Origin of the sequence: Dactylosporangium sp. CA-233914 (genome assembly GCF_050942935.1) — a bacterium.
Lineage (GTDB): Bacteria > Actinomycetota > Actinomycetes > Mycobacteriales > Micromonosporaceae > Dactylosporangium.
The window spans coordinates 7,187,726-7,210,443 of the sequence record NZ_CP192030.1; the positions used below are offsets into that span (position 1 = coordinate 7,187,726).

General features: G+C 72.8%; 24 protein-coding genes. 9 read left to right on the top strand and 15 right to left on the bottom strand.

Annotation, left to right across the window (positions count from 1 at the left end; all coding sequences use genetic code 11):
- Positions 1–77 precede the first annotated feature (77 nt).
- Together ACQPY0_RS32245 and ACQPY0_RS32250 are read right to left on the bottom strand one after the other, a co-directional pair.
- Entirely contained in the window at positions 78–1,223 is a 1,146-nt protein-coding gene (locus tag ACQPY0_RS32245; protein WP_432968882.1) for an acyl-CoA dehydrogenase family protein, read from the bottom strand.
- Positions 1,220–1,408 carry a hypothetical protein gene (locus tag ACQPY0_RS32250; RefSeq protein WP_432968885.1) on the bottom strand — a complete coding sequence of 63 codons (189 nt, stop codon included), beginning with the start codon at positions 1,406–1,408 and terminating at the stop codon, positions 1,220–1,222. The genes ACQPY0_RS32245 and ACQPY0_RS32250 overlap by 4 nt, the downstream gene beginning before the upstream one ends.
- Positions 1,409–1,616: 208 nt before the next feature.
- On the opposite strand from ACQPY0_RS32250, the gene ACQPY0_RS32255 reads away from it, so the two are divergent.
- Positions 1,617–2,387: an alpha/beta fold hydrolase gene (locus ACQPY0_RS32255; RefSeq protein ID WP_432968888.1), complete on the top strand. Its 771-nt coding sequence runs from the start codon at positions 1,617–1,619 to the stop codon at positions 2,385–2,387.
- A complete protein-coding gene (locus ACQPY0_RS32260; RefSeq protein ID WP_432968891.1) occupies positions 2,387–2,971 on the top strand; it encodes a TetR/AcrR family transcriptional regulator in 585 nt (194 codons plus the stop codon). Before ACQPY0_RS32255 ends, ACQPY0_RS32260 begins: the two co-directional genes overlap by 1 nt.
- A 354-nt stretch (positions 2,972–3,325) precedes the next feature.
- Here the strand turns inward: ACQPY0_RS32260 and ACQPY0_RS32265 are convergent, their stop codons facing one another.
- Complete coding sequence (locus ACQPY0_RS32265) at positions 3,326–3,649, bottom strand: GlsB/YeaQ/YmgE family stress response membrane protein (protein WP_432968894.1); 324 nt, start codon at positions 3,647–3,649, stop codon at positions 3,326–3,328.
- Positions 3,650–3,759: 110 nt separating this feature from the next.
- Between ACQPY0_RS32265 and ACQPY0_RS32270 the strand changes: the two genes are divergently transcribed.
- On the top strand, positions 3,760–5,133 hold the full coding sequence (locus ACQPY0_RS32270; RefSeq protein ID WP_432995462.1) for a dihydrolipoyl dehydrogenase family protein: 1,374 nt from the start codon (positions 3,760–3,762) through the stop codon (positions 5,131–5,133).
- 609 nt (positions 5,134–5,742) lie between these two features.
- On the opposite strand, the gene ACQPY0_RS32275 is transcribed toward ACQPY0_RS32270, so the two are convergent.
- Positions 5,743–6,534, bottom strand: coding sequence for an IclR family transcriptional regulator domain-containing protein (locus tag ACQPY0_RS32275; protein WP_432968897.1), 792 nt, complete (start codon positions 6,532–6,534; stop codon positions 5,743–5,745).
- A 10-nt stretch (positions 6,535–6,544) separates the two neighbouring features.
- Positions 6,545–7,981, bottom strand: a complete 1,437-nt coding sequence (locus tag ACQPY0_RS32280) for an amidohydrolase family protein (protein ID WP_432968900.1) — start codon at positions 7,979–7,981, stop codon at positions 6,545–6,547.
- 160 nt (positions 7,982–8,141) lie between these two features.
- On the opposite strand from ACQPY0_RS32280, the gene ACQPY0_RS32285 reads away from it, so the two are divergent.
- The 5 genes from ACQPY0_RS32285 to ACQPY0_RS32305 are packed head-to-tail and all read left to right on the top strand — an operon-like array spanning position 8,142 to position 12,231.
- Positions 8,142–9,263 carry a CaiB/BaiF CoA transferase family protein gene (locus ACQPY0_RS32285; protein WP_432968903.1) on the top strand — a complete coding sequence of 374 codons (1,122 nt, stop codon included), beginning with the start codon at positions 8,142–8,144 and terminating at the stop codon, positions 9,261–9,263.
- Entirely contained in the window at positions 9,248–10,039 is a 792-nt protein-coding gene (locus ACQPY0_RS32290; protein ID WP_432968906.1) for a citryl-CoA lyase, read from the top strand. Before ACQPY0_RS32285 ends, ACQPY0_RS32290 begins: the two co-directional genes overlap by 16 nt.
- A gap of 14 nt (positions 10,040–10,053) precedes the next feature.
- Entirely contained in the window at positions 10,054–10,917 is an 864-nt protein-coding gene (locus ACQPY0_RS32295) for an extradiol ring-cleavage dioxygenase (protein ID WP_432968909.1), read from the top strand.
- Positions 10,914–11,276, top strand: coding sequence for a hypothetical protein (locus ACQPY0_RS32300; protein ID WP_432968912.1), 363 nt, complete (start codon positions 10,914–10,916; stop codon positions 11,274–11,276). Before ACQPY0_RS32295 ends, ACQPY0_RS32300 begins: the two co-directional genes overlap by 4 nt.
- Position 11,277: 1 nt before the next feature.
- Complete coding sequence (locus tag ACQPY0_RS32305; protein WP_432968915.1) at positions 11,278–12,231, top strand: quinone oxidoreductase family protein; 954 nt, start codon at positions 11,278–11,280, stop codon at positions 12,229–12,231.
- A 98-nt stretch (positions 12,232–12,329) separates the two neighbouring features.
- Here the strand turns inward: ACQPY0_RS32305 and ACQPY0_RS32310 are convergent, their stop codons facing one another.
- Together ACQPY0_RS32310 and ACQPY0_RS32315 are read right to left on the bottom strand one after the other, a co-directional pair.
- Entirely contained in the window at positions 12,330–12,914 is a 585-nt protein-coding gene (locus tag ACQPY0_RS32310; protein WP_432968917.1) for an FhaA domain-containing protein, read from the bottom strand.
- A gap of 31 nt (positions 12,915–12,945) precedes the next feature.
- Positions 12,946–13,806, bottom strand: a complete 861-nt coding sequence (locus tag ACQPY0_RS32315; RefSeq protein WP_432968920.1) for a LysR family transcriptional regulator — start codon at positions 13,804–13,806, stop codon at positions 12,946–12,948.
- A 70-nt stretch (positions 13,807–13,876) separates the two neighbouring features.
- On the opposite strand from ACQPY0_RS32315, the gene ACQPY0_RS32320 reads away from it, so the two are divergent.
- Positions 13,877–14,758, top strand: a complete 882-nt coding sequence (locus ACQPY0_RS32320; protein WP_432968923.1) for an EamA family transporter — start codon at positions 13,877–13,879, stop codon at positions 14,756–14,758.
- 57 nt (positions 14,759–14,815) lie between these two features.
- Here the strand turns inward: ACQPY0_RS32320 and ACQPY0_RS32325 are convergent, their stop codons facing one another.
- The 8 genes from ACQPY0_RS32325 to narJ form a co-directional block, all read right to left on the bottom strand.
- The gene (locus ACQPY0_RS32325; protein ID WP_432968926.1) at positions 14,816–15,499 is read right to left on the bottom strand and encodes a response regulator; all 684 of its coding nucleotides are present in this window, start codon (positions 15,497–15,499) and stop codon (positions 14,816–14,818) included.
- Positions 15,500–15,503: 4 nt separating this feature from the next.
- Positions 15,504–16,649 carry a sensor histidine kinase gene (locus ACQPY0_RS32330; RefSeq protein ID WP_432968929.1) on the bottom strand — a complete coding sequence of 382 codons (1,146 nt, stop codon included), beginning with the start codon at positions 16,647–16,649 and terminating at the stop codon, positions 15,504–15,506.
- A gap of 6 nt (positions 16,650–16,655) precedes the next feature.
- The gene (locus ACQPY0_RS32335) at positions 16,656–18,821 is read right to left on the bottom strand and encodes an MMPL family transporter (protein ID WP_432995464.1); all 2,166 of its coding nucleotides are present in this window, start codon (positions 18,819–18,821) and stop codon (positions 16,656–16,658) included.
- Positions 18,822–18,966: 145 nt separating this feature from the next.
- Positions 18,967–19,539: a hypothetical protein gene (locus tag ACQPY0_RS32340; RefSeq protein ID WP_432968932.1), complete on the bottom strand. Its 573-nt coding sequence runs from the start codon at positions 19,537–19,539 to the stop codon at positions 18,967–18,969.
- A gap of 408 nt (positions 19,540–19,947) precedes the next feature.
- Positions 19,948–20,181 carry a cold-shock protein gene (locus ACQPY0_RS32345; protein WP_432968935.1) on the bottom strand — a complete coding sequence of 78 codons (234 nt, stop codon included), beginning with the start codon at positions 20,179–20,181 and terminating at the stop codon, positions 19,948–19,950.
- On the bottom strand, positions 20,178–21,389 hold the full coding sequence (locus tag ACQPY0_RS32350) for a molybdopterin molybdotransferase MoeA (protein ID WP_432968938.1): 1,212 nt from the start codon (positions 21,387–21,389) through the stop codon (positions 20,178–20,180). The genes ACQPY0_RS32345 and ACQPY0_RS32350 overlap by 4 nt, the downstream gene beginning before the upstream one ends.
- Positions 21,386–22,105: a respiratory nitrate reductase subunit gamma gene (gene narI, locus ACQPY0_RS32355; protein WP_432968941.1), complete on the bottom strand. Its 720-nt coding sequence runs from the start codon at positions 22,103–22,105 to the stop codon at positions 21,386–21,388. The genes ACQPY0_RS32350 and narI overlap by 4 nt, the downstream gene beginning before the upstream one ends.
- Entirely contained in the window at positions 22,102–22,716 is a 615-nt protein-coding gene (gene narJ / locus ACQPY0_RS32360) for a nitrate reductase molybdenum cofactor assembly chaperone (RefSeq protein ID WP_432968944.1), read from the bottom strand. The genes narI and narJ overlap by 4 nt, the downstream gene beginning before the upstream one ends.
- Between the last annotated feature and the right edge of the window lie 2 nt (positions 22,717–22,718).

Below are 22,718 nucleotides of genomic sequence, written 5' to 3' on the forward strand. Positions count from 1 at the left end.
CCTCAGGTAAATGAACGTTTGTATATACTTGAGCCGTAGCGATGGCCGGCACAGACCATTCGCGAAGGACGGGTTGGTTACAGCCCGAGGTCGCGACCGATGAGCTCCTTCATGACCTCGTTCGAGCCGGCCCAGATCTTGGTGACACGGGCGTCCCGCCAGGCCCGTGCGACGCGGTACTCATTCATGAACCCGTAGCCGCCGTGGAGCTGCACGCAGTGGTCGAGGATCTCGTTCTGCACCTGGCTCGACCACCACTTCGCCTTGGCCGCGTCGATCGCCGTCAGCTCCCCGGCGACATGCGCCAGCACGCAGGTGTCGACGTAGGCCTCGGCAACCTCGATCTGGGTGACGAGTTCGGCGAGCAGGAACTTGTTGTGCTGGAGGCTGCCGATCGGCACACCGAACGCATGCCGGTCTCGCGCGTAGGCCAGCGTCTCAACCAGGATCTGCTTGGCGTGCGCGATGTTGGCGACCGCGCAGCTGAGCCGTTCCCGTGGCAGCCACTGCATCATGTGTACAAAGCCTTGGCCGAGCTCCCCGATGATCTCGTCGTCGGAGAGCCGGACATCCGTGAAGTGCAGTTCGGCGGTGTCCGCTTCGTCCTGGCCGACTTTGTCCAGTTTGCGACCTCGCGTGAACCCGGCCTTCGTCGCTTCGACGCCGAAGAGCGTGATTCCCTTCGCGCCCTTGGCCGGGTCAGTGCGCGCCGCGGTCACCACGAGGTCTGCCGAGTAGCCGTTGGTGATGAACGTCTTCGTACCGTTGACAACCCACTCGTCGCCGTCGCGCACGGCCGTCGTTCGCAGCGCGGCCAGGTCGGAGCCTCCGCCCGGCTCGGTCATGCCCAGCGCGAGGAGCAGCTCGCCCGTGGTGACACCCGGGAGCCAGCGCTGCTTCTGCTCCTCGGTGCCAAGCTCCACCAAGTACGCCGCCGTGACGTCGGCGTGCATGCTCCAGCAGGAGCCCAGAGCTGCGTTGACCTTGTTGAGCTCCTCGGTCACCACCGCCGTGAACCGGTAGTCGTCCGCCTGCGAGCCGCCATGGACTTCGGGCACGGTGAGCCCGAGGAGACCCTGTCGACCAGCGTCGAGCCACACCTCACGCGGCACCCTCTTCTTCTCGGCGTGCCGAGCCGACTCCGGGACGACCGATCGCTCCAGCCATCCCCGCACGGACGCACGGAACGATTCGTGGTCGGCGCCGTAGAGCGTGCGTTTCACGACCGGACCTCCCGCTGACGGCGCGGCTCGGCGCGAGCCGGCGCGTCCTTGTGCACCCCGTCGGGGCCGTCCGCCAGGCGCAGGGTGCGGACCTGGGCGAATGCCCGGGCCGGCGGGAGATCCGCGGCGCGACCGGCGAACCTCGCCCGAGCTTGGCCGTTGAGGGTAAACAAACGTTCATGCATAATTGTTATGACTACCGCCACAGAGGTCCCGCCGTCAACCACTCGTCGTTATGACCCGATCGGCTAGAATGGTCACAACGTCCTCGGAGGAGGTTCCGTGAAAGCACTGCGCGCGACGGTTCAGGTGGGCGGCACACCGGTCTCAGTTCTGCGCTGGGAGCCGCCGTCGGCGTCCGGTCGGACTGTGTTGCTGTTGCACGGTGGTGGCGTGGACGACGCGGAGCTCTCCTGGGGCAACGTCGGCGGCGTGCTCGCAGCCGCGGGATTTCCGGTTGTGGCTGCGGACCACCCCGGTTTCGGGCAGAGTCCCCCGGCGCCCTGGCCCACGACCCAGGAGCGCCTGGTTCGGTACGTGGGTGATCTGGTCGACGCGTTGGGCCTCGATGACTACGTGATCGGGGGACTTTCGCTGGGCGGCGGCATGGCGCTGGGCCACCTGCTCGACGAGCCCGGCCGAGCGCGCGGAGCAATGCTCCTCGGCTGTTACGGGATCATGCCGCGGCTGGCCGACGGGCCGCTGGGCGCAGCGAGTCACCTGGTGACGTGGGCGCTGCTGCGCACCGGCCTGCTCGGGGCGATGACCCGGTCGTACGCGCGCAACGCGAAGGCTATGGAACGCGGGCTGCAACGCCTGGTTCGCGACCCCGCCCAGCGGACTCCCGAACTGGTCCAGGCCGTGGTCAGGGAAGCGAGCACAGGAACGGCACTGGCTACGTTCGCGTCGTGGCAGCATGAGCAGGTGCTGTGGAACCGCTTGCGTACCAACTACACCGCCCGGCTGTCCGTGATCCGGACACCGACGCTGCTGATTCACGGGGAACGCGACACCGGTGTACCGATCGAGCGAGCCCGGGCCGCCGCGCGAGAGCTTCCGAATGCCCAACTGGTCGTTGTGCCGAACGCCGGGCATTGGGTCCAGCGTGATCGGCCCGGCGACGTCGAGTCCGCCGCGCTTACCTTCCTCCGCGGGCTCGCCTGATGCCACGACCGCTGGTCCCGCACCGTCGCGAACGCATTCTCGACGCCGCCGAGGCCCTTGTCCTCGACCGGGGCTTCGACGCGATGAGCGTCGCTGCCGTGGCGGAGCGCGCCGGGATCGCGAAAGGGGCGGTCTACCGCGAGTTCGAGAGCAAGCATGACGTTCTGGACGCCGTACTGCGACGCGGCACCGAGCGCATAAACGCGCGTGCGGCCGAGTTGGTCGGAGATTCCCCCAGGTTGAGCGATGCCTATCGCTGTGCGGTCCAGGTCCTCCTGGACGATCCGCTCATGACCGCCGCGTTCCTTGACGACCGGAGCGTGCTCGGGTCCCACGCCCACGCTGTCACCGACGGACGCTTCCGCGACCGTCATCTCGCAGTCGTGACGTGGCTACGTGACCTACAGCAGCGAGGGAGCCTTGTCCGCGACGTGGCGGTCGAGGATTTGGCTCTGGTGTTGTCGAGCACGACGATCGGACTGCTCTCGGCATCGCGGCTCCTCGGCCCGCTGACCTCGGTCCAACTCGAGGGTGCGGTCGCGACGCTTGCGCGGATCGTCGCCGAGCTGGAGCCCGACACCTGACCAGGCGTCGAGTGCGTCGCCTACGCGATGCCCCCTTCGAGACGACCTCCTTGGAGCGCGCGAGACCCGTTCATGGCGGCGGGCCAGCCTCGTCCGCGGTGTGCAGGGCGCCGAGGCCGGCCCGGCGGGCACGAGCGGGGCCGGCGCGATGGTCCGGCCCCGCTCGTGTCCGGTGATGCGGCGTTTGCGTCCGGCCCGGGCAGGTCGCCCAGCCGTCGAGCACGAATAGAACTGCCAGTGCAGCGACTTGTCACCCCGCAAAGACCACGCCTCCACGGGATCCGTAGCTCCGAGGACCGAAGAACTATGCCTGCCCGATCTACTCGAAGCTCTGCGAGCTGTTGACTAGCTTAACTAATGGTCGTAGCGGGAGTGATGGTGGTCGTCGTCGCTTGAGAACGCCTTGGCCAGCATCGTGGCGATCCCCACCCCGACGACGGCGATGCCGACCTGGACGCCGATCACCAGCCAGTCGTACTCGTGCCCGCTCACCACCAGGTGCTTGTCGCTGTGCAGGTCCCAGCGGTCGGCGGCCCAGGTGCCGGCCACCGCGGCGCCCATGCCGATGAGGACCGTGAGGATGAGGCCGATCGGCTGCCGGCCCGGCAGGATGATGCGGGCCACGACGCCGATGACGGCGCCGAAGATGATGGCGGCCAGGTAGTCCTGGATGTGCACCGTGCCTCCTGCGTTCGCGGGGGTTCTCAAGGTGCATTGTCGCGCCCGCGCGCAACCACGCGACCCGCGTACGGTTTTGGTGACAGCGCCGATACGGAGGGAAGTTCGTGATGCGGGAACACAGCTTCGACGTCGTGATCGTCGGTGCCGGGCCGGGTGGTGAGGTCGCGGCGGGCCGGCTGGCCGAGGCGGGGCTCGACGTGGCGATCGTGGAGGACCGCAAGGTCGGCGGGGAGTGCTCGTACTGGGCCTGCATCCCGTCGAAGGCCCTGCTGCGCCCGGGCGAGCTGCTCGCCGAGGTGCGCCGCGTGCCGGGCGTGACCGAGGCGGTGACCGGCAAGCTGGACGCGGCGGCCGTCCTGCGCCGCCGTGACGAGCTCATCGGCAACCTCGACGACGCCGGGCAGCTGCCGTGGCTCGCCGAGCGCGGGATCACCCTGTTCCGCGGGCGGGGCCGGCTCGACGGCGAGAAGCGGGTCGTGGTGGGCGATACCCTGCTGACGGCCCGGCGCGCGGTCATCCTCGCCGGCGGCACCGCCCCGGCACTGCCGCCGATCGAGGGGCTGGCCGAGTCGAGCCCGTGGACCAACCGCGAGGCGACCACTGCCAAGACGCTGCCGAAGCGGCTGGTGGTGCTCGGCGGCGGGGTCGTCGGGTCGGAGCTCAGCCAGGCGTACGTCTCCCTGGGCACGAAGGTGACCCTCATCGAGGGCGAGCGGCGGCTGCTGCCCCGCGAGGAGGAGTTCGCCTGCGAGCAGGTGACGGCGTCGCTGACCGAGCAGGGCGTGGACATCCGCACCGCGCAGAAGGCGTCGTCGGTACGCCGGGACGGCGACACGGTCGTGGTGACCCTCGGCGATGGCAGCACCGCGAGCGGCGACGAGCTGCTGGTCGCGACGGGGCGGGTGCCGGAGACGAAGGGGCTGGGGCTGGAGTCCGTCGGCCTTTCCGACGGCGCGTACGTCACCGTCGACGAGCACACGCGGGTGCCGGGCAAGGACTGGCTGTACGTCGTGGGCGACCTCAACGGCCGGGCGCTGTTCACGCACATGGCGAAGTACCAGGCGGCGCTGGCCTCCGGCCACATCCTGGGCCGTCCGATGGCCAAGACCCACCTCGCCGACGGCACCGGCGCCCCACGGGTGATCTTCACCGATCCGCAGATCGCCGCGGTCGGGCACACCACCGCCTCGGCGCGCGAGGCCGGGCTGAGTGTGCGGGTCGTGGACCTGCCGACGTCGGGCAATGCCGGCGGCTCCTACTACGGCAGCGGCGCCCGCGGCACGAGCCGGTTCATCATCGACGAGGAGCGACAGGTCATCGCCGGCGCCACGATCACCGGCTCGGAGGTCGCAGACTTCCTGCAGGCGGCGACGATCGCGGTGGTGGGCGAGGTTCCGCTGGGCTGCCTGCGCCACGCGATCCCGGCGTTCCCGACCCGCAGCGAGATCTGGCTTTACCTGTTCAACGCCCTCGGCCTATGACACCGCCACCCGCCACCCGCCGCGCTCGTTGACGGGTTCGATCGCCACCGCGTTCACGCTCCGCAACCGCCGATGAATTACCGAATACTGGATTGCCAGTAATCAGCAATCAATAATTAGGCCCGCGCGACAACGTCGACAACGGCGCCCGGACGCGACACGCAAGGCATCGACGACGGGAAACGACGGCGCCCGGGGCCGACGACAGCGGGGACATCGACGACGGGAACAGGCGACGACGGCGCCCCCGACCACGACGGCGACGGCGACGACGACGACGACGGGAACAGCGACGGCGACGGGAACAGCGACGGGAAGAGTGACCACTACGACCCCGGCCACCACGACCTCGACCACGACGGCGACGACCACGACGCCGACCACCGACTCCGGCTCAGCCTCAACACTCTGACCGCGGAACAGGCCAACCAGACAGCACTACCGACCGCGGCCCAACTCAACACCCCGACGGCGCAACGGGCCGAGAAGACACCACTGCCGACTCCGGCTCAGCCTCAACACCCTGACGGCGGAACAGGCCAACCAGACAGAACTACCGACCGCGGCTCGGCTCGACGCCCTGATTGGGTGACGGAGCGGGGAGGGCGGTCAGGTGACCAGGGGTACCTCGTCCAGCAGGGACCAGTCGTGGCTGATGTCGGCCGCCGCTCGCAGCAGGCGGGGCAGGTGGTGTTCCATCAGGTGCTCGACGCTGGTCTCGGCCGCGTGGACGGTGACGTTGAGGGCGGCCACCACGCGGCCGGCGCCGTTGCGGACGCCTGTCGCCACCGAGCGGATGCCGGGAGCCAGGTCCTGGTCAGCCAGGGCCCAGCCCTTGGTCCGGACCTCGCGCAGGACCGTGTCGAGCTCCTCGCGCGTGGGGTGCCAGCGCGGTTCGATGCCCGAGCGGCTCGGCTGGCCCAGGACCTCGGTCAGCTCGTCGGGGGTGAGGGCGGCCAGGAGGACCTTGCCCATGGAGGTGGCGGGGGCCGGGAAGCGGGTGCCGATGGTGACGGCCAGGGTGACGATCTTCGGCACCGCGACCCGTGCCACGTAGACGATGTCGGAGCCGTCGAGCTGGGCCATCGACGTCGACTCGCCGGTCTGCTCGACCAGGCGCTGCATGTGCGGGCGGGCCACGTCCCAGACGCTGAGCGCGTTGACGTACGCCATGCCCAGGTCGAGCACCCGCGGAGTGAGCGTGAAGCCCCGTTCGACGAAGCGGACGTAGCCCAACTCTTCCAGGGTGAGCAGGATGCGGCGCACCGTGGGGCGGGCCAGGCCGGTCGCGGTGGCGACCTCGCTGAGGGTCATCGCCGGCCGGCCCGGCTTGAAGCAGCGCACCACGTCGAGCCCGCGGGCGAGAGCCTCGATGAAGTCCGGTCCCGCGTCGCGTGGCATGAAGGTCCTTTCAGTCGGCCGGCCCATGCTTCCATTGCGCGGATCCGGCGTCCCACTCGGTATACGTGTACGGATTGTCCATCACCCTGGTTTCCGGGATTTCAGGGTTCATGCCCTTCTCCCAGGCGTCGCGGCCCATGGTGGCGACCAGGTGCTCGACGGTCCGCTCGACGTCGGCGCGGGCCCTGGCCAGGTCGGCGCCGACCAGGCGGTGCTCGTGCTTCACGACGCGGCCGTTGACCACGACCGTGTGCACGTCGCCGCGCTGGGCCTGGAAGGCGACGTGGCCGTACGGGTTGAGGATCGGGAACATCACGGGGCTGGCGTCGTTCTTGAGCAGTACGACATCCGCCTTCTTGCCCTTCTGCAGGCTGCCGACCAGCGAATCGAGGCCGAGCGCCCGGCTGCCGCCCCGGGTGGCCCAGTCCACGACCTGCTCGGCGCGCAGGTGCACGTGGGTGACGGTCTCGGCGCGCTCGTGGGCCCGCAGGTGCTCGCGGGAGCGGTCGGCGCCGAGCGTGGTGCGCATCGCGGAGAACAGGTCGCCGCTCCACCACACGCTGGTGTCCATCGACAGTGAGACGGGGATGTCGTGGTCGCGCAGGGTCCAGGTGGGCGGGTAGCCCTGCCCGGCGCTCTGCTCGCTCTCGGTCGACACCGACACGCTGCCGCCGGTCGCGGCGATGCGGTGGTACGAGTCGTGCGTCAGCGTCGCCGCGTGCACGTAGACGGTCTGCGGGGTCATGAAGCCGTGCTCGTGCATGAGCCGGATGCCGTCGTCGTTGGTGGCGCCCCACACGCCGGCGTGGGTGGTGACGGATACGCCCAGGTCGCGGGCGACCTCGAAGGCGGCCTTCTCCGGGAACGCCGGGTCGCCGGTGACGTCGAAGGCCATCTGGAAGCCCAGCATGTCGGAGCCCTTGATGCGCCGCTCGACGAAGTCGCGGAACTCCGGCGCGGCGGACCACTGCCAGGGGCCCTGCTGGATGTTGCCGTACGCGAGGACGAAGCGGCCCGGGACCGACTCCAGGGCGTCGGCGGCGGCGTCGGCGTGCTCGGTGCTCTGCAGGCCGTGCGACCAGTCGACCGTGGTGGTGACGCCGGCGTCGAGGGCCTCCCAGGCGGCCAGGACGTTGCCGGCGTGGATGTCCTCGGGCCGGAAGTGCTTGCCGGATTCCAGGTAATACCAGACGAAGTACTGCGTGAGGGTCCAGTCGGCGCCGTACCCGCGCATCGCGGTCTGCCACATGTGCCGGTGTGTGTCGATCATGCCGGGCATGAGGATGCCGCCGGTCGCGTCGATCTCCTGCGCGCCGGGCGGGGGTGTGAGGCCGGCGCCGATCTCGGCGATGCGGTCCTCGACGATCAGCACGTCGTGGCCGGGAAGAACGGTGTGGGTGTCGTCCATGGTGAGGACGAGGCCGTTGCGGAAGAGCACGGCGCTCATCGCGGGCTCCAATCTTGTCGAGAACCTGCCCGCGCCCGAACAAGGCGCGGACTTGTGTCCGCCAGGCGGTCAGATTGGCCGGGTGCTGGCATTCTCTGCCCGGTGTTGTATCGTGTCAACGAGTCGCGGACAGTTGTCCGCCAGGCGGTCAGGAGGCGCCGTGGGACCACTGGACGGGCTGCTCGTCGCGGACTTCTCGCGGATTCTCGCGGGGCCGTACGCGACGATGCTGCTGGCCGACCTCGGCGCCGACGTGATCAAGGTGGAGGCACCGGGCGGGGACGACACCCGCACCTGGATGCCCCCGATCCGCCAGGGCGTCTCCACCTACTATCTCGGCATCAACCGCAACAAGCGGTCGATCGCGCTGGACCTGCGCCTGGAGGAGGACCTCGCCGCCGCCAAGGAACTGGCCGGCCGCGCCGACGTGCTGATCGAGAACTTCAAGCCCGGCGGCCTCAAGCGCTTCGGCCTGGACTACGACACGCTCGCCGCGGACAACCCCGGGCTCGTGTACGCCTCCATCAGCGGATTCGGCTCCGGCGCCGGGGCGGCGCTGCCGGGGTACGACCTCATGGTCCAGGCGATCTCCGGCCTGATGAGCCTGACCGGCGATCCCGACGGTCCCCCCTACCGGGCCGGCATCTCCGTCTTCGACGTCATGGCCGGCATGCACGCCGGCCTGGGCATCCTGGCCGCGCTGCACCACCGCACCGGCACCGGCCGGGGCCAGCACCTCGAGGTCAACCTGCTCTCCTCGGCCCTGTCCGGGCTGGTCAACCACAGCAGCGGGTTCGTGGCCGGTGACACGGTGCCGTTCCGCATGGGCAACGCCCACCCGAGCCTGTTCCCGTACGAGCCGCTGCCGAGCGCTGACGGTGAGCTCATCGTCATCGCCGGCAACGACCCGCAGTTCCGCAAGCTGTGCGGCGTGCTGGGCCTGGAACACCTGCTCGACGACCCGCGCTTCGCGCACAACCAGGATCGCACCGCCAACCGGGAGGCGCTGCGCCCGCTGCTCGTCGAGGCCCTCGCGACCAGGGGCAAGGACGAGTGGTTCCGGCTGCTGAGCGCGGCCGGGGTGCCATGCGCGCCGATCAACACCATCGACGGCGGCGTCGCCTACGCCGAGCAGCTGGGGCTCGACCCGGTCGTCGTCACCGGCGGCGTACCCGGCGTGCGCAACCCGATCCGGTTCTCGGCGACGCCGGCGCGCTACGAGCTGCCACCGCCCGGCCTGGACGAGCACGGCGAGGAGATCCGGCAATGGCTGAAGAGCTGAGCTTCCCCACGGGCATCGGCACGTCCGACGCCGAGCAGATCCGGCTGCTGGGCCAGGACCTCGCCGCCGACCTCATGGGGAAGGTCGGCTTCGGCGAGCTCGCGTTCTGGCTGGTCGCCGGCCGCCGCCCCACCCCGGGTGAGACCCGCGTCTTCGAGGCGGTCCTGGTCGCCCTGGCCGATCACGGCTTCACCCCGACCGCGATCGCGGCCCGGGTGACCTACGCCAGCGCGCCGGAGGCACTGCAGGGTGCCCTGGCGGCGGGGCTGCTCGGTGGTGGGTCGCGGTTCCTCGGCGTCACCGAGGACTGTGGCCGGTTCCTTCATGGTGTACTGCATGAGCTGGGCGAAACCCCCACCACGGACACGGAGTGGGATCAGGTGGCCGAGCGCGCGGTCAGGGAGCAGCGGGCCGCCGGGAGGTTCGTGCCCGGCCTCGGGCATCCCGTGCACAAGGTGCAGGACCCGCGCACCCCGGTCCTGATCGGCATCGCCGAGGCGGAGGGGCTGCGCGGGGAGCACCTGCGCCTGTTCGAGGCGATCGGGCGGACGCACCCCGCGGTGCTGGGCCGCACCCTGCCGCTCAACGGGGCCGGTGTCTGCGGCGCGGCCCTGGCCGACCTCGGCCTGCCGGTGGAGATGCTGCGCGGCTTCGCGCTGCTCGCCCGCGCGGCCGGGCTGCTCGGGCACCTCGCCGAGGAGCGCCGCACCAACCTCGGCCTTGAGATCTACAAGACCGTCGACCGCAACGCGAAATACACCCCGGACATGGACTGAGGAAAGGAGGCGCCGTGGCCCGCATCGTCGCGGTGATCGCCTCGACCCACCATCCCTTCTACTACAAGGCCAGCCAGGCCGCCGGCGCGGACCGCCCGCCGTTCGCCGACGAGTGGGTGGCGAAGATCCTGCGGTTCCGCGAGACGCTCACGAAGGCCCGGCCCGACGTGCTGGTGATGGTCGGCTCCGACCACTTCCACCAGCTGTGGCTGGACAACATGCCGCAGTTCCTCATCGGCAAGGCGCCGTTCTACGACGCCAACTGGTACAACGAGGAGCGCGAGTTCGGCCTGCCCCGCATGCGGCTGCGGGGCCAGGAGGACCTCTCGGCGTACATGCTGCGGGAGGGCCTGGACGCGGGCTTCGACCTGGCGTTCAGCAACGAGCTGCGCATCGACCACAGCATCACGTGCCCGATCATCACCCTGCGGCCCGAGGCCGACCTGCCGATCGTGCCCGTCTACACCAACATCTTCGCCCCGCCGCTGCCGCAGCCGAAGCGGTTCGTCCAGCTCGGCCAGACGATCCGCGAGCTGGTCGAGGCGTGGCCGAGCGACCTGCGGGTGGCGGTCGTCGGCACCGGGCACCTGTCGCTGGAGCTCGGCGGACCGCGCCAGTTCGGCCCGCACGGCCCCGACCCCGAGTTCGACGTCCGCGCCGTGGAGTGGATCGCGGGCGGCGACCTCGACGGCTGCCTGTCGGAGGTGACGCTGGACAGCCTGCACGCGCCCGGCAACGCCACGCACGGCTTCATGGACTTCATGCTCATGATGGGGGTCGCCGGGGCGGGCCGGAAGGCGGACTACGTCGACACCTACGACCTGTTCCACACCATGGAGGCGTACTTCACCTGGTACCCGCAGGGGGTGCCGGCATGAGTAAATACCTGCTGAACAAGTTCCTCTTCACCGTCGACCGCGACCCGGAGCTGGTCGAGCGCTACCGGGAGGACCCCGCCGGCACCGTCGCCTGGTGGGAGGCGAACGTGGCCAACGCGCTGCTGAACTGCCACACCGGCGAGGCCTCGACCTGGCAGGCGTTCGACGACGACGAGCGCGCCGCCCTGTCCGGCCACGACTACCCGAGGCTCTTCGAGCTGGGCGCGCACCCGTTCCTGACGCTGACGCTGTTCATCGCCATGTTCGAACGCGACCACGCCGAGCCGCTGGGCTTCCAGCTGCAATACGCGCAGCGCCTGGCGCACTTCAGCCTGCCGTACCCGGACATCGCCACCTGACATGCGCGCCGCCCTGATCCTGCGCTGCGGCCACCCGCCGGTCGTGTCCGAGTTCGACGCCGATCCCGCCGGCGGTGTGCGGGTCACGGTGAGTGCCGCCCCGATCACCCCGCTGGACCTGCTGTGCGCCAGCGGGACGTCGTACTTCGGCTCGCCCGCCGTCCCGTACGTGCCCGGCGTCCAGGGCGTCGGCACCCTGGCCGACGGCACGCCGGTGTGGTTCGCCACCGACGCCGGCATGCGCCCCGGCCACGGCAGCATGGCCGAGCACGCCTTCGCCGCGCCGGAGGACGTCGTCGAGCTGCCGCCCGGCGCCGACCCGCGCCTGGTCGCCGCCCTGGGCCTGTCCGCGGTGGCGGCGTGGCAGGCCCTGGCCCGCGCCGGCGACCTGCGCCCGGGCGAGCAGGTCCTGGTCCTCGGCGGCGGCGGGATCGTCGGCCAGGCCGCGATCCAGATCGCCCGCCTGCTCGGCGCCCGCCGGGTCGTGGCCGCCGGCCGCTCCGACCTGGCGCGCTCCCGCGCGGCGGCGCTGGGGGCCGACGAGGTGGTACCGCTGCGGGACGGCGAGGACCCCGACGACCTCGCGGCCCGCCTGCGCCCCGCCCTGGACGGCCCCCTGGACCTGGTCCTGGACCCGCTGTTCGGCGTCCCGGCCGCGGCGGCGCTGCGGGTCCTGCGCCCGGGCGGCCGCCTGGTCAACCTGGGCGGCTCGGCCGCCCCGACAGCCCCGATCGATTCGGCCACCCTGCGTAGCGGCTCGCTCGCGATCCTCGGCTACACGAACAACTCGCTGACCAAGCCGGAGCGGGCCGAGACGCTGCGCACGATCGCGAGCCACGCCGCGGCGGGCCGCCTGACGGTCGCGTACGAGGCCCGGCCCCTCGACGAGGCCCCGGCGGCCTGGATCGCCCAGTCCTCCGGCGCGGCGACCTCACGGCTCGTCCTGCTGCCCTGAGCGGGGCCGCGCCAATACAGCAGGCGGGTGCGCCGGGCCTACTCCAGGGCCGGGTGGGAGGTGGCCCCGGAGGGCCTTGCCGGTGCGGTGCAGGGTCCTCAGCGGCTCGACCGCACGGTCAGGGTCACGCCGCCGAGGGTGATGACGTCGCCGGGGTTGACCGCCACCGGCTCGGTCACCGGCCGGTCGTTGAGCCGCGTGCCGTTCGTGGAGCCCAAGTCCCTCAGCACCAGGCTGCGCCCGTCGTAGCGCAGGGCCGCGTGCCGCCGCGAGACGCCCTCGTCACGGACGCGGAGATCTGCCTGGCGGCCGCGGCCGATCACCGTCTGGCCGGACTGGACCGTGTAGCGGCGGCCGTCGTCGACGAGCAGGCCGACGCCGCGGCCGGCCTCGTCCTCGCGGCGGGTCTTGGCCTTGCGCACGTCGGCGACGACGCGGAAGTCACCCGGCGGCACGGTGTCGTCGGGCTGGACCTGGACGACGACCTCGTCGCACACGCCCCAGCGCTGCTCGGCCAGAAACTCGGCCTGCGCCCGGGCGAGCGGCCCGGCGAACGGAACCAGGTGCGGATGGTCGGCGGGCGCGACGAGGACCAGGTAGCTGTTGGGTGCCAGGGTCTGCTCGCCGATCTCGGCCTCGCGCTGCATCGCCTCCAGGATCGCCGTCCGCTGCGGCAGGCTCATGCCGCGAAGCCTACCGACGCGCCGGCACCCGTCACGACCCGCCCCGGTAGGCCGAGCGGGTGAGCTCGACCAGGTCGTCCAGGTGCGCCGGCGGGTCGTCGCGCCACCAGGCCAGCCACACGTCGATCGGCGGGGCGTCGCGCATCCGGCGGTAGGCCACGCCCGGGCGCGGGTTCTGGTGCGCGGTCGCCTCGGATGTCACGCCGACGGCCTGGTTCGCGGCGATGAGGGTCAGCCACTCGTCGGAGCCGCGCGTCTGGCGCAGCCGGCCCGGGCCGGCGCCGGACGGCCACAGCCCGAGGCTCGTCGTGCCGGTGCGCTCGTCGATCGCCACCGTGTACCGCGTGAGGTCCGCCAGCCGTACCTGCCGCCGCCGGGCCAGGGTGTGCTCCGTGGACACGGCCGCGTAGCGGTGTTCGAGGCCGACGTGCGCCGTGCCGAACCGGGGATCGTCCAGGGTCCGGCGGATCACGGCGACGTCGGCGGTGCCGTCCGACAGCCCGGCCGCGAGCGTGTTGTCGTGGACGAACACCAGCGGTACCGACGGATGCAGCCCCTGCCAGGCCCGCTGGATGCGGCGGGTGTGCTTGCCCATCGCCGCCCAGGCGTAGCCGATCCGCAGTTCGCAGGACGAGGCCTCCGCGGCCCGGCGCAGGTGCGCCACCTCGTCCAGGACCGCCCGGGCGCGGGCCAGGACCCGGGTGCCGGTCGCCGTCAGGCGCACGTGGCGGGTGGTGCGACTCAGCAGCCGGGCACCGAGCGTGGCCTCCAGCGCCGCGACCGCCCGCGACACCGCGGCCTGCGACACGCCCAGGGCCGCCGCGGCATCGGTGAACGTCCCCGTCTCGACCACGGCGACGAACGCGCGCAGCTGCCGCAGCTCCAGATCCATGCGTACAGCGTATGAATGCGCCGCCGGACGCATTTCCGCAACCCCCGGCCACAGACCCAGAATCGAGGCCGTGAGCAGGCTGAACCTCGGAACCCGGGCCGCATTGGCGACCATGGCGGCCAGTGCCGTCAGCAACCAGGCGGGCGCCGCCCTGGGCGCGCGCGCCTTCGACGCGATCGGCCCCGCGGGCGTCGTCGCGGTCCGCCAGTTCGTGGCGGCCGCGGTGCTGCTGCCGGTGGCCCGGCCGAACCTGCGCCGCTTCACGTGGGCGCAGTGGTGGCCGACGCTGCTGCTGGCGCTGGTCTTCGCGACCATGAACCTGAGCCTGTACACGGCCGTGGACCGCGTCGGGCTCGGGCTCGCCGTCACCCTGGAGTTCCTCGGCCCGCTCGCCGTGGCCCTGGCCGGTTCGCGCACGCCGGTCGACCTGGTGTGCGCCGCGGTGGCGGGCATCGGAGTGTACGTCCTGGTGCTCCCCGGCTCCAGCAGCGACCTGACCGGCGTGGGCCTCGGCCTGCTCGCCGGGGCCTGCTGGGCCGCCTACATCCTGCTCAACCGCCTCGCCGGGGCGCGGCTGCCCGGCCTGCAGGCGCCCGCGGCCGCGACGATGGTCTCCGCGGCGCTGTACCTGCCGGTGCTCGTGATCATGGCCGTGCAGGGGCGGTTCACGCCGGCGAGCCTGGCGTACTCGATCGGCGCCGGGGTGCTGTGCTCGGTGATGCCCTACGCCGCCGACGTCATCGCGCTGCGCCGGGTGCCGCCGCGCTTCTTCGGCCTGCTGCAGAGCGTCCATCCGGTGCTCGCCGCCATCGCGGGCGCGGTGATCCTGGGCCAGGTCCCGGCGCTGCACGTGTGGCTCGGCATCGGCATCGTGGTGGCCACGAACGCGGCCGCGGTGGCGGTCGCCGGCACCCGCGCCGCTCGCGTCGCCGCCGCGATCCCGGCCACCTGACCGGTCGGGTCACCGCTCGAACTGGCGACGATCGGCCCGTGCCGGTCGACCTCGGCGTCAGGCACGGCGTTCGTTCGCCCCGGGCGGCACCAGGCCGTTCTTGTAGGCGAGGACGACCAGTTGGGCCCGGTCGCGGGCGCCAAGCTTGGCCATCGCCCGCTGCACATGGGTGCGCACGGTGAGCACGCTGAGGTGAAGCTCGGCGGCGATCTCGGCGTTGGACCAGCCCTCGGCGGCCAGCTTCATGACCTCGCGCTCGCGGTTGGTCAGCTCCGCGAACCCGGGCGTGGCGGGGGCCGGGGCCGGCGGCGGGATGGCGAGAAACTGCGCGATGAGGGCCTTGGTCGCCCCCGGGGAGAGCAGGCTCTGGCCGGCGGCGACGGTCCGGACGGCGTCGAGCAGGGCGTCGGTGGTGACGTACTTGCCGAGGAAGCCGCTGGCGCCGGCCCGCAGCGCGCGGGCCACGTGCTCGTCGTTCTCGAAGGTGGTGAGGATCAGCACGCGGGTGGCGGCCAGGGCGGGGTCGGCGCAGATGGTCTCGGTGGCGGCCAGGCCGTCGGTGCCGGGCATCCGCACGTCCATCACGACGACGTCGGGGCGGTGTGCCCGGGCGAGCGCGACCGCCTCCGCGCCGTCGGCGGCCTCGGCGACGACCTCCAGGTCCTCGCAGGAGTCGATGAGCAGCCGGAACGTGCCCCGCAGGAGAGCCTGGTCGTCGGCGAGCAGCACGCGGATCGTCACCGGGTCACCCGCGCAGGGGCAGGACGGTCACGAGCTCGAAGCGGCCGCCGCCGTCGAGGACCCGCAGCCGGCCGCCGACCGCGTGGGCGCGCTCCCGCATCCCGATGATGCCGAAGCCGTCCGGGCCACCCGGACCACGAGCGTCGCGGGTGTCGTTGGCCACCGTGATGGTGAGGGTGCCGCCGCCGTAGCGCAGGCGCAGGGTGGCGGTCGCCGGCGCGGCGTACTTGGTGGCGTTCGTCAGGGCTTCCTGGATGATCCGATAGGCGGTGAGGTCGATCCCGGGCGGCAGGTCCTGCGGCTCACCCTCGGTCGCCGCCGTGACGGTGAGCCCGGCCGACCGGCACGTCTGCAGCAGGTCCGGGAGCCGGGCCAGCCCCGGCGCGGGTTCGATCGGGTCGGCGCCGCCGGCGCCGCGCAGGACGCCGACGGTGTCGCGCAGCTCGAGCATGACCGAGGACGTGGTGACCTGGAGGTCGGCGAGCAGCTGGCGGGTGAGCGCGGGGTTCGTGGTGAACAGGTGGGCGGCGGTACCGGCCTGGGCGTTGGCCACGGCCATGTGGTGGGCCACCACGTCGTGCAGGTCCCGGGCGATGCGCAGGCGCTCCTCGGTGACCCGCAGCCGGGCCTCCTCCTCGCGGGTCCGCTCGGCGTGCTCGGCGCGGGCGTGCACGGCGTCGAGGTAGGCCTGGCGGAGCCGGGACCGGCTGCCCAGGGTCAGCGGAAGCAGCAGCCACAGCGCGGGGCCGGTGATGCGCAACAGCACCGACGCGTCGAGATCGTCGATCCCGACGGCGGCGCCGACGACCAGCGCGGTCGCGACGCCGCCGTACAACCGGGCGGCCCGGGCGGGAACCAGGAAGGCGAGCCAGTACAGCGCGACCATCACCGGGCCCAGCAGCAGCGGGGTGAGCAGGAAGCCGAGGCAGCCCAGCACGACGGCGCCGAGCGTGGTCACCGCGACCGCGCCGCGCGGGCGCCGCCGCACCGCCAGCAGCGCCAGGCACGCGATCGCGGACAGCACGTCGGCGATCCAGGCGCCGGCCACGCGGCCCTCGTCCGGGGCGACGAGGTGTGCCCCGAGCACCGCGGCGCCGAACAGCGCGACCGCGACGGTCGCGTCGGTCAGCCGCATGCTGCGTGTGCCCACGCCCGATTATCTCCCGGCCAGGACCACGGGTTCCCGTTCCAGGCGCTCGCCCTCGACGTCGACCCGCGGCAGGACGCGGTCGAGCCGGCGCGGCAGCCACCAGGCGCGGCGGCCGAAGAGCGCCAGGACGGCCGGGACGATCGCCATGCGGACCACGAACGCGTCGCACAGCACCGCGGTGGCCAGGCTGAGGCCGATCATCTTGATGAACTGGTCCGGCTCGCTGATGAACCCGCCGAAGACGGCCATCATGATGAGCGCGGCCGCGACCACGACCCGGGCGCTGTGCCGGAATCCGGTCTCGATCGCCGGGCCGGGCGCCTCGCCGTGGACGTACGCCTCCCGCATCCGCGACACCAGGAACACCTCGTAGTCCATGGCGAGCCCGAACACGATCCCGACCAGGAAGATCGGCACCGCGCTCATGATCGGGCCGGTCTGCGCGACTCCGAGCAGGTCCGCGGCGTACCCCTGCTGGAAGACGAGGACGAGGACGCCCAGGGCGGCCAGCACCGAGAGCAGGAACCCCAGGGCCGCCTTGACGGGGACCAGGATCGACCGGAACACGACCAGCAGCACCAGGACGGCGAGCCCGACCACGGTGGCCAGGTAGGGCACCAGCGCCCCCTGGATCTTGCCGGCCATGTCGATGTTGACCGCGGTGGTCCCGGTGACCTGGAACGTCGCGCCCGTGCCGGCGGTCAGCCGGGGGCGCGCCGCCCGCAGGTCGCGGACGAGGTCCATGGTCGCCGCGTCGGTCGGGCTGGTGGCCGGGACCGCCTCGAAGATCGCGGTGTCCCCGGCGTCGTTGAAGTGCGGCGGCGACACCTCCACGATCGCGTTCACCCGGGCCACCCGGTCGGCGATCGCGGCGGCCGCCGTCTGCGGGTCGGCCGCGCCCCTGGCGTCGACCACGAACATCAGCGGGCCGTTGAACCCGGGGCCGAAGGCCTTGGCCAGGGCGTCGTACGCCCGGCGCTCGGTGGTCGAGGTCGGCTTGGCCTCGTCCCCGGGCATGCCCAGCCGCAGCCCGGCGGCGGGCAGCGCCGCCGCCCCGAGCAGCGCCACCCCGAGGGTCAGGACCGCCATCGGGTGCCGCAGCACGAACCGCGCCCACCGCCGCCCGCCCCGGCCACCGGCGACATTCCCGGGTGTACGGCGGGCCGCGCGGGACAGCACCCGGTCGGGCACGAACCCGAGGACGGCCGGCACGAGGGTGAGCGCGATGAGCACCGCCACGACCACCGCACCCACAGCGGTCAGCCCCATCTTGGTCAGCATCGGGATGCCGACGACCGCCAGGCCGCCCAGCGCGATCACCACGGTCAGCCCGGCGAAGGCCACGGCCGAACCCGCGGTGCCGGCCGCGAGGGCCACGGCCTCGGCCGCGGGCAGGCCCCGGGCCCGCTCCTCGCGGTAGCGGGAGACCACGAACAGCGCGTAGTCGATGCCGACCGCGAGGCCCAGCATGAGGGCGAGGGTGCCGGTGGTCGCGGACAGGCCGAGCGCGTGGCTGAGCGCGAGGATCGTCAGCATGGTCACCGCGACCCCGAGCAACGCGGTCAGCAGCGACAGCCCCGCGGCGACCAGCGACCCCAGCGTGATCAGCAGGACCACGGCGGCCAGGCCGACGGCAACGAGCTCGGCGACGCCCGCCGGGCCGTCGCCCCCGCCCTCCAGGGCGCTGCCGCCGGCGTCGGCCGTCAGCCCGGCGCTGCGGGCGGCCGTGACCGCGGCGGCGATCTGCGCGCGGCTGGCGTCCGTGACCCGGCTCGCCACGACGGAGTAGGTCACGCTCGCGTAGGCCGCGGACTCGTCGCGGCTCACGCCGCCGCCCTCGAACGGGTCGCCCACCATCGCCACCTGCCGGCCGCCGGACAGCTGCCGCACCGCCGACTCGACAGCCGACCGGTACGGCTCCGCGGTCACTTTCTCGCCGGCCGGGGCCACGAACACCACCGTCGCCCCGCCGGCGTCGGCCGTGAGCCCGGGGAACCGGTCCTGCAGCACGTCGAAGGCCCGCTGCGACTCGACGCCGGGGATCGCGAAGTCGTCGTCCGGGACCGAGGGAGCGGTCAGCCCGGCGACGGTCGCCCCGGCGAGGATCGCGAGCCACACGAGGACCACCGGAACCCGGCGTCTGAAACACATCCGGCCGAGCCGGGCCAGCATCGCTGCCACAGAGCGTCTCCATCCTGAATTCCTGGAGACCTCACCATCGGGCCCGGGACCGGCCCGTGTCTTCGTGCGGCTGACGGCTCTGCACTACACGATCCGCACCGCATCGGCCGCGCCGGACTACTGCAGCGGCAGTAGGTCAGCTCTCGCCGGCGGCGCCGCGGCGGCGCAGCATCGCGAAGCCCGGCAGCCCGACGATCGCCTGACGCAGGTCGCGGGTGACGTTGAGCAGCTCGTGGATGTCGGGGCCGACCCGGTCGAGGGTGGCGAGGATCGGCATGATGTCGGTGTTGAGGTGGTGTGCCAGCCGCGGCAGCTCGTCGATCAAGCGGATCGCGGCGTCGACCTCCTCGGCCGAGAGCTCGTCGACGAATTGGCGCAGGGGCGGCTCGTAGGCGGTGAGCAGACCTTCCGCGGTCGTGGACGTCCGGGCCGCCTGCCCGACGACGGTGGCGGCGGCGGCCGATGTGCGGGCCGCCTCCTCGACGAGGCCCGCCGCCGAGGTGGTGACGGCCCGCGCCTCGCCGATCGCCTTGTCCGCGGCGTCGAGCGTCGCGGTGGCCCGTACCAGCAGCAGCTCGGCCCCGTCGACGAGCCGCACCATCCGTCCCGGCAGCGCGACCACGGCGGCCGCGGCGCCGAGCGCCGTCCCGGCGGCGGACGTGGCGAGGTCGACGACGTGTGCGAGGCGGGAATGCAGCGACAGTGGCATGTGTCCATGGTGCCCAGCACCGGCCATCCGGAAGCGGATTCGATCAGCGGATCGCGAGCAGGTCCGCCGCGGCGGCGTCGGTCCACGGCCCCGGCGGATCGTGGCGCGGCTGGACGTCGGCCCCGTCCACCACCCGGTCGACGCCGGGTGCGCCTCGGCGACGACCCGTCCGCGCTCAGCGCTCGGCGAGTCCTTCGGTGAGCCGGGCCAGCGGCGAGACACGCGGCAGGACGACCTCCGTCGAGGCCTCGCCGCGCGCACGGGTGGGGGACGCACGTGTGGCTCGGCATCGGCATCGTGGTGGCCACGAACGCGGCCGCGGTGGCGGTCGCCGGCACCCGCGCCGCTCGCGTCGCCGCCGCGATCAGGCCACCTGACCCGTGGCTGTGTCCCCGGAGCCGCTCCGATTTACGGAACGACCCGGACGGCGCGATAGTCGTAGCCGTCCTGGCCAGGGGATTCCCAGTCGAGTCGGACTACTTGTCCCGCGGCCAGGGCCCGGTAACCCGGCATGTCGATGTGGCTGTAGTGCACCCAGCATCCGCCGGGGGTATCGGGTGAGTCGAGGATTCCCCAGCCCTCTTCGGCTCGCCACTGCCGCGTGGTGGCCGTTGTCGTGCCGGTGCGCTTCGGGCTGTTCACGTCGTCGGCACCGCGGGACCGGGCCCGGACTCGTGCAGCAGCAGGAGGTCGGCGGGGGCGCCGCCGGTCCAGCCGGGCTCGATGACGGCCAGGGCGTCGGCCGTCGCGGCGGCGCGCAGGCTGGCCGGGCGGGCCGCGGTCACGATCTCGGCGTGCGTGGTCTCCAGGCGCACCGGCACGATCCGCACGCCGTGCTCGGGCACCTTGCACGCGCCGGTGACCGGCAGCCGGACCGTGGGCGCGGCGGTGGTGCCGGTCAGCGCCTCCAGCAGCGGCTGCAGGAGCGTGACCGCGGCGACCAATCCCGCGAACGGGTTGCCGGGCAGCCCCACGACCCACGCGCCGCCGGGCAGGCTCGCCAGCAGCTGCGGGTGGCCCGGCCGGCACAGCACCCCGTCAACGTGCCAGGCGGCGCCCAGGTCGGCCAGGACCCGGTGCAGGTGGTCGGCCGCCCCGACGGAGGACGACCCGGTCACCACGACGACGTCGGCACCGGGCGCGGTGACGGCCGCATGCAGGGTGGCGCGGTCGTCAGGGGCGAAGGCAACAGCGGATGTCGTACCGCCCGAGCCCGCGACGATCGCCGAAACCGCGGGCCCGAAGGCGTCGCGGACCAGCCCGGGGCTCGGCACCCCGGAGTGGACGATCTCGTCGCCGGTGACGACGAGCCGGACCGCCGGCCGGCGGTACACCGTGAGCGTGTCGTGCCCGGCCTGCGCCGCGGCGCCGAGGACGGCTGAGGTCACCCGCCGCCCGGCCGGCACCAGCTCCTCGCCGGGCCGGGCGTCCTCGCCGGCCCGCCGGATGTGCGTCCGGGCGCGCCGCTCGCTCATGACGTGTTCCCCGTCGCGGCGGCACTCCTCGTACGGCACGACCGCCGCCGCCCCGGCCGGAACCGGGGCGCCCGTGGCGATCTCGACCGCGGTGCCCGGGGCGAGCACCAGCGATGCCGTGGAGCCGGCCAGGCGGCGGCCGACGACGCGCCACGGGCCGGGCCCGCGCACCGCGTAGCCGTCCATCGCGGCCGTGTCGCAGCCGGGCAGCGGCGCCAGCGCACGGACCGGCGCGGCGAGGATCCGGCCCGCGGCGGTCGCCAGCGCGACCTCCTCGGGGCCCAGCGGGCGCGGGAGCCCGCGGGCGGTGTCGCGGGCCGTCCGCCAGGGCAGGTCCGCGATCGCGGCCCCGGCCCGCAGCGAGTGGATCGTCACTGGACGCGCTCCCAGCCGCGGCGGACCGGGCGGGCGCCGAGCTGCCGGTCGCGGCTGCGGTAGACGATGTACGGCCGGGTCAGGTAGCCCAGCGGGGCCGAGAAGACGTGCACCAGGCGGCTGAAGGGCCAGAACGCGAACAGCGTGAAGGCGGCCAGGGCGTGCAGCCGGAACCCGATCGGCGCCGCCGCCATCAGGTCCGGGTCGGGGTGCAGGTAGAAGATGGAGCGGAACCAGGGCGAGACGGTCTGGCGGTAGTCGTGCGGGTGGCCGGTGAGGTTGCCCAGGACGGTGGTGCCGAGGCCGAGCACGATCGTGCCGACGAGCAGCACGTACATGATCTTGTCGTTGGTGGTGGTGGCCGAGAACACCGGGCCGACGGTGCGGCGGCGGTAGACCAGGATCGCGGCGCCGGCGAGGGTCAGGAAGCCGGCGACGGTGCCGAGGCCGACCGCCACGGCGTGGTAGGCGGCCTCGCTGACGCCGGCCGCGTCGGTCCACGACTCCGGGATGAGCAGGCCGCCGACGTGCCCGAGCGCCACGAGCAGGATGCCGAAGTGGAACATCGGGCTGCCCAGCCGCAGCAGCCGCCGCTCGTAGAGCTGGGAGGAGCGGGTGGTCCAGCCGAACTTGTCGTAGCGGTACCGCCAGACGTGCCCGACGACGAAGACGGTGATCGCCACGTAGGGGACGACGACCCACAGCAGCACGTTCATCGCGACGCTCCCTGCGGCATGTACTCGGGCGGGGCGAACGGGGCCAGCCCGACCTGCTCGGCCGGCGGGCCCTGGGCGGCGAGGCGGGCGACGGCGGCGTGCTCGTCGCCGCCGAGGGCCGGCAGGGTCGCCGACACCGAGTCGAGCACGGCCACCCACGGCGAACCGGCGTCGCGCAGGGCGGCGCGCAGCAGCTCCAGGCCGGCCCGGTGCTCGGTGAGCAGCGCGGCTCCGGTGTCCGGGTTCGCGGCGGCGAACTCGAGCACGACGGCGAGGTGGTCGGGCAGCTCCTCGTCGGTGAGGCGCAGCCCGGCGGCGGCGTAGGTCTGCTTGAGCCGCAGCAGGGCCATCCCGCGGTTGCGGGTGTCGCCGTGGGCGTAGTACGTCAGGAACAGGCAGCAGCGCTTGCGGTGGTCGAACGTGGCCACGTAGTCGGCGGCCAGCTGCGGCAGCGGCGTGCGCTCCAGGTGGTCGGTGAACCGCCGCAGCGGCGCGCCGACCGGCTCGGCCAGCGCGGCGGCGACCCGGCGCAGCAGGTCCAGCCGGCTCCTGAGCTGCTCGTCGGGGTAGCCCAGCAGCAGCGACTGGGCCTGCCAGGCGGCGGCGTTCACGC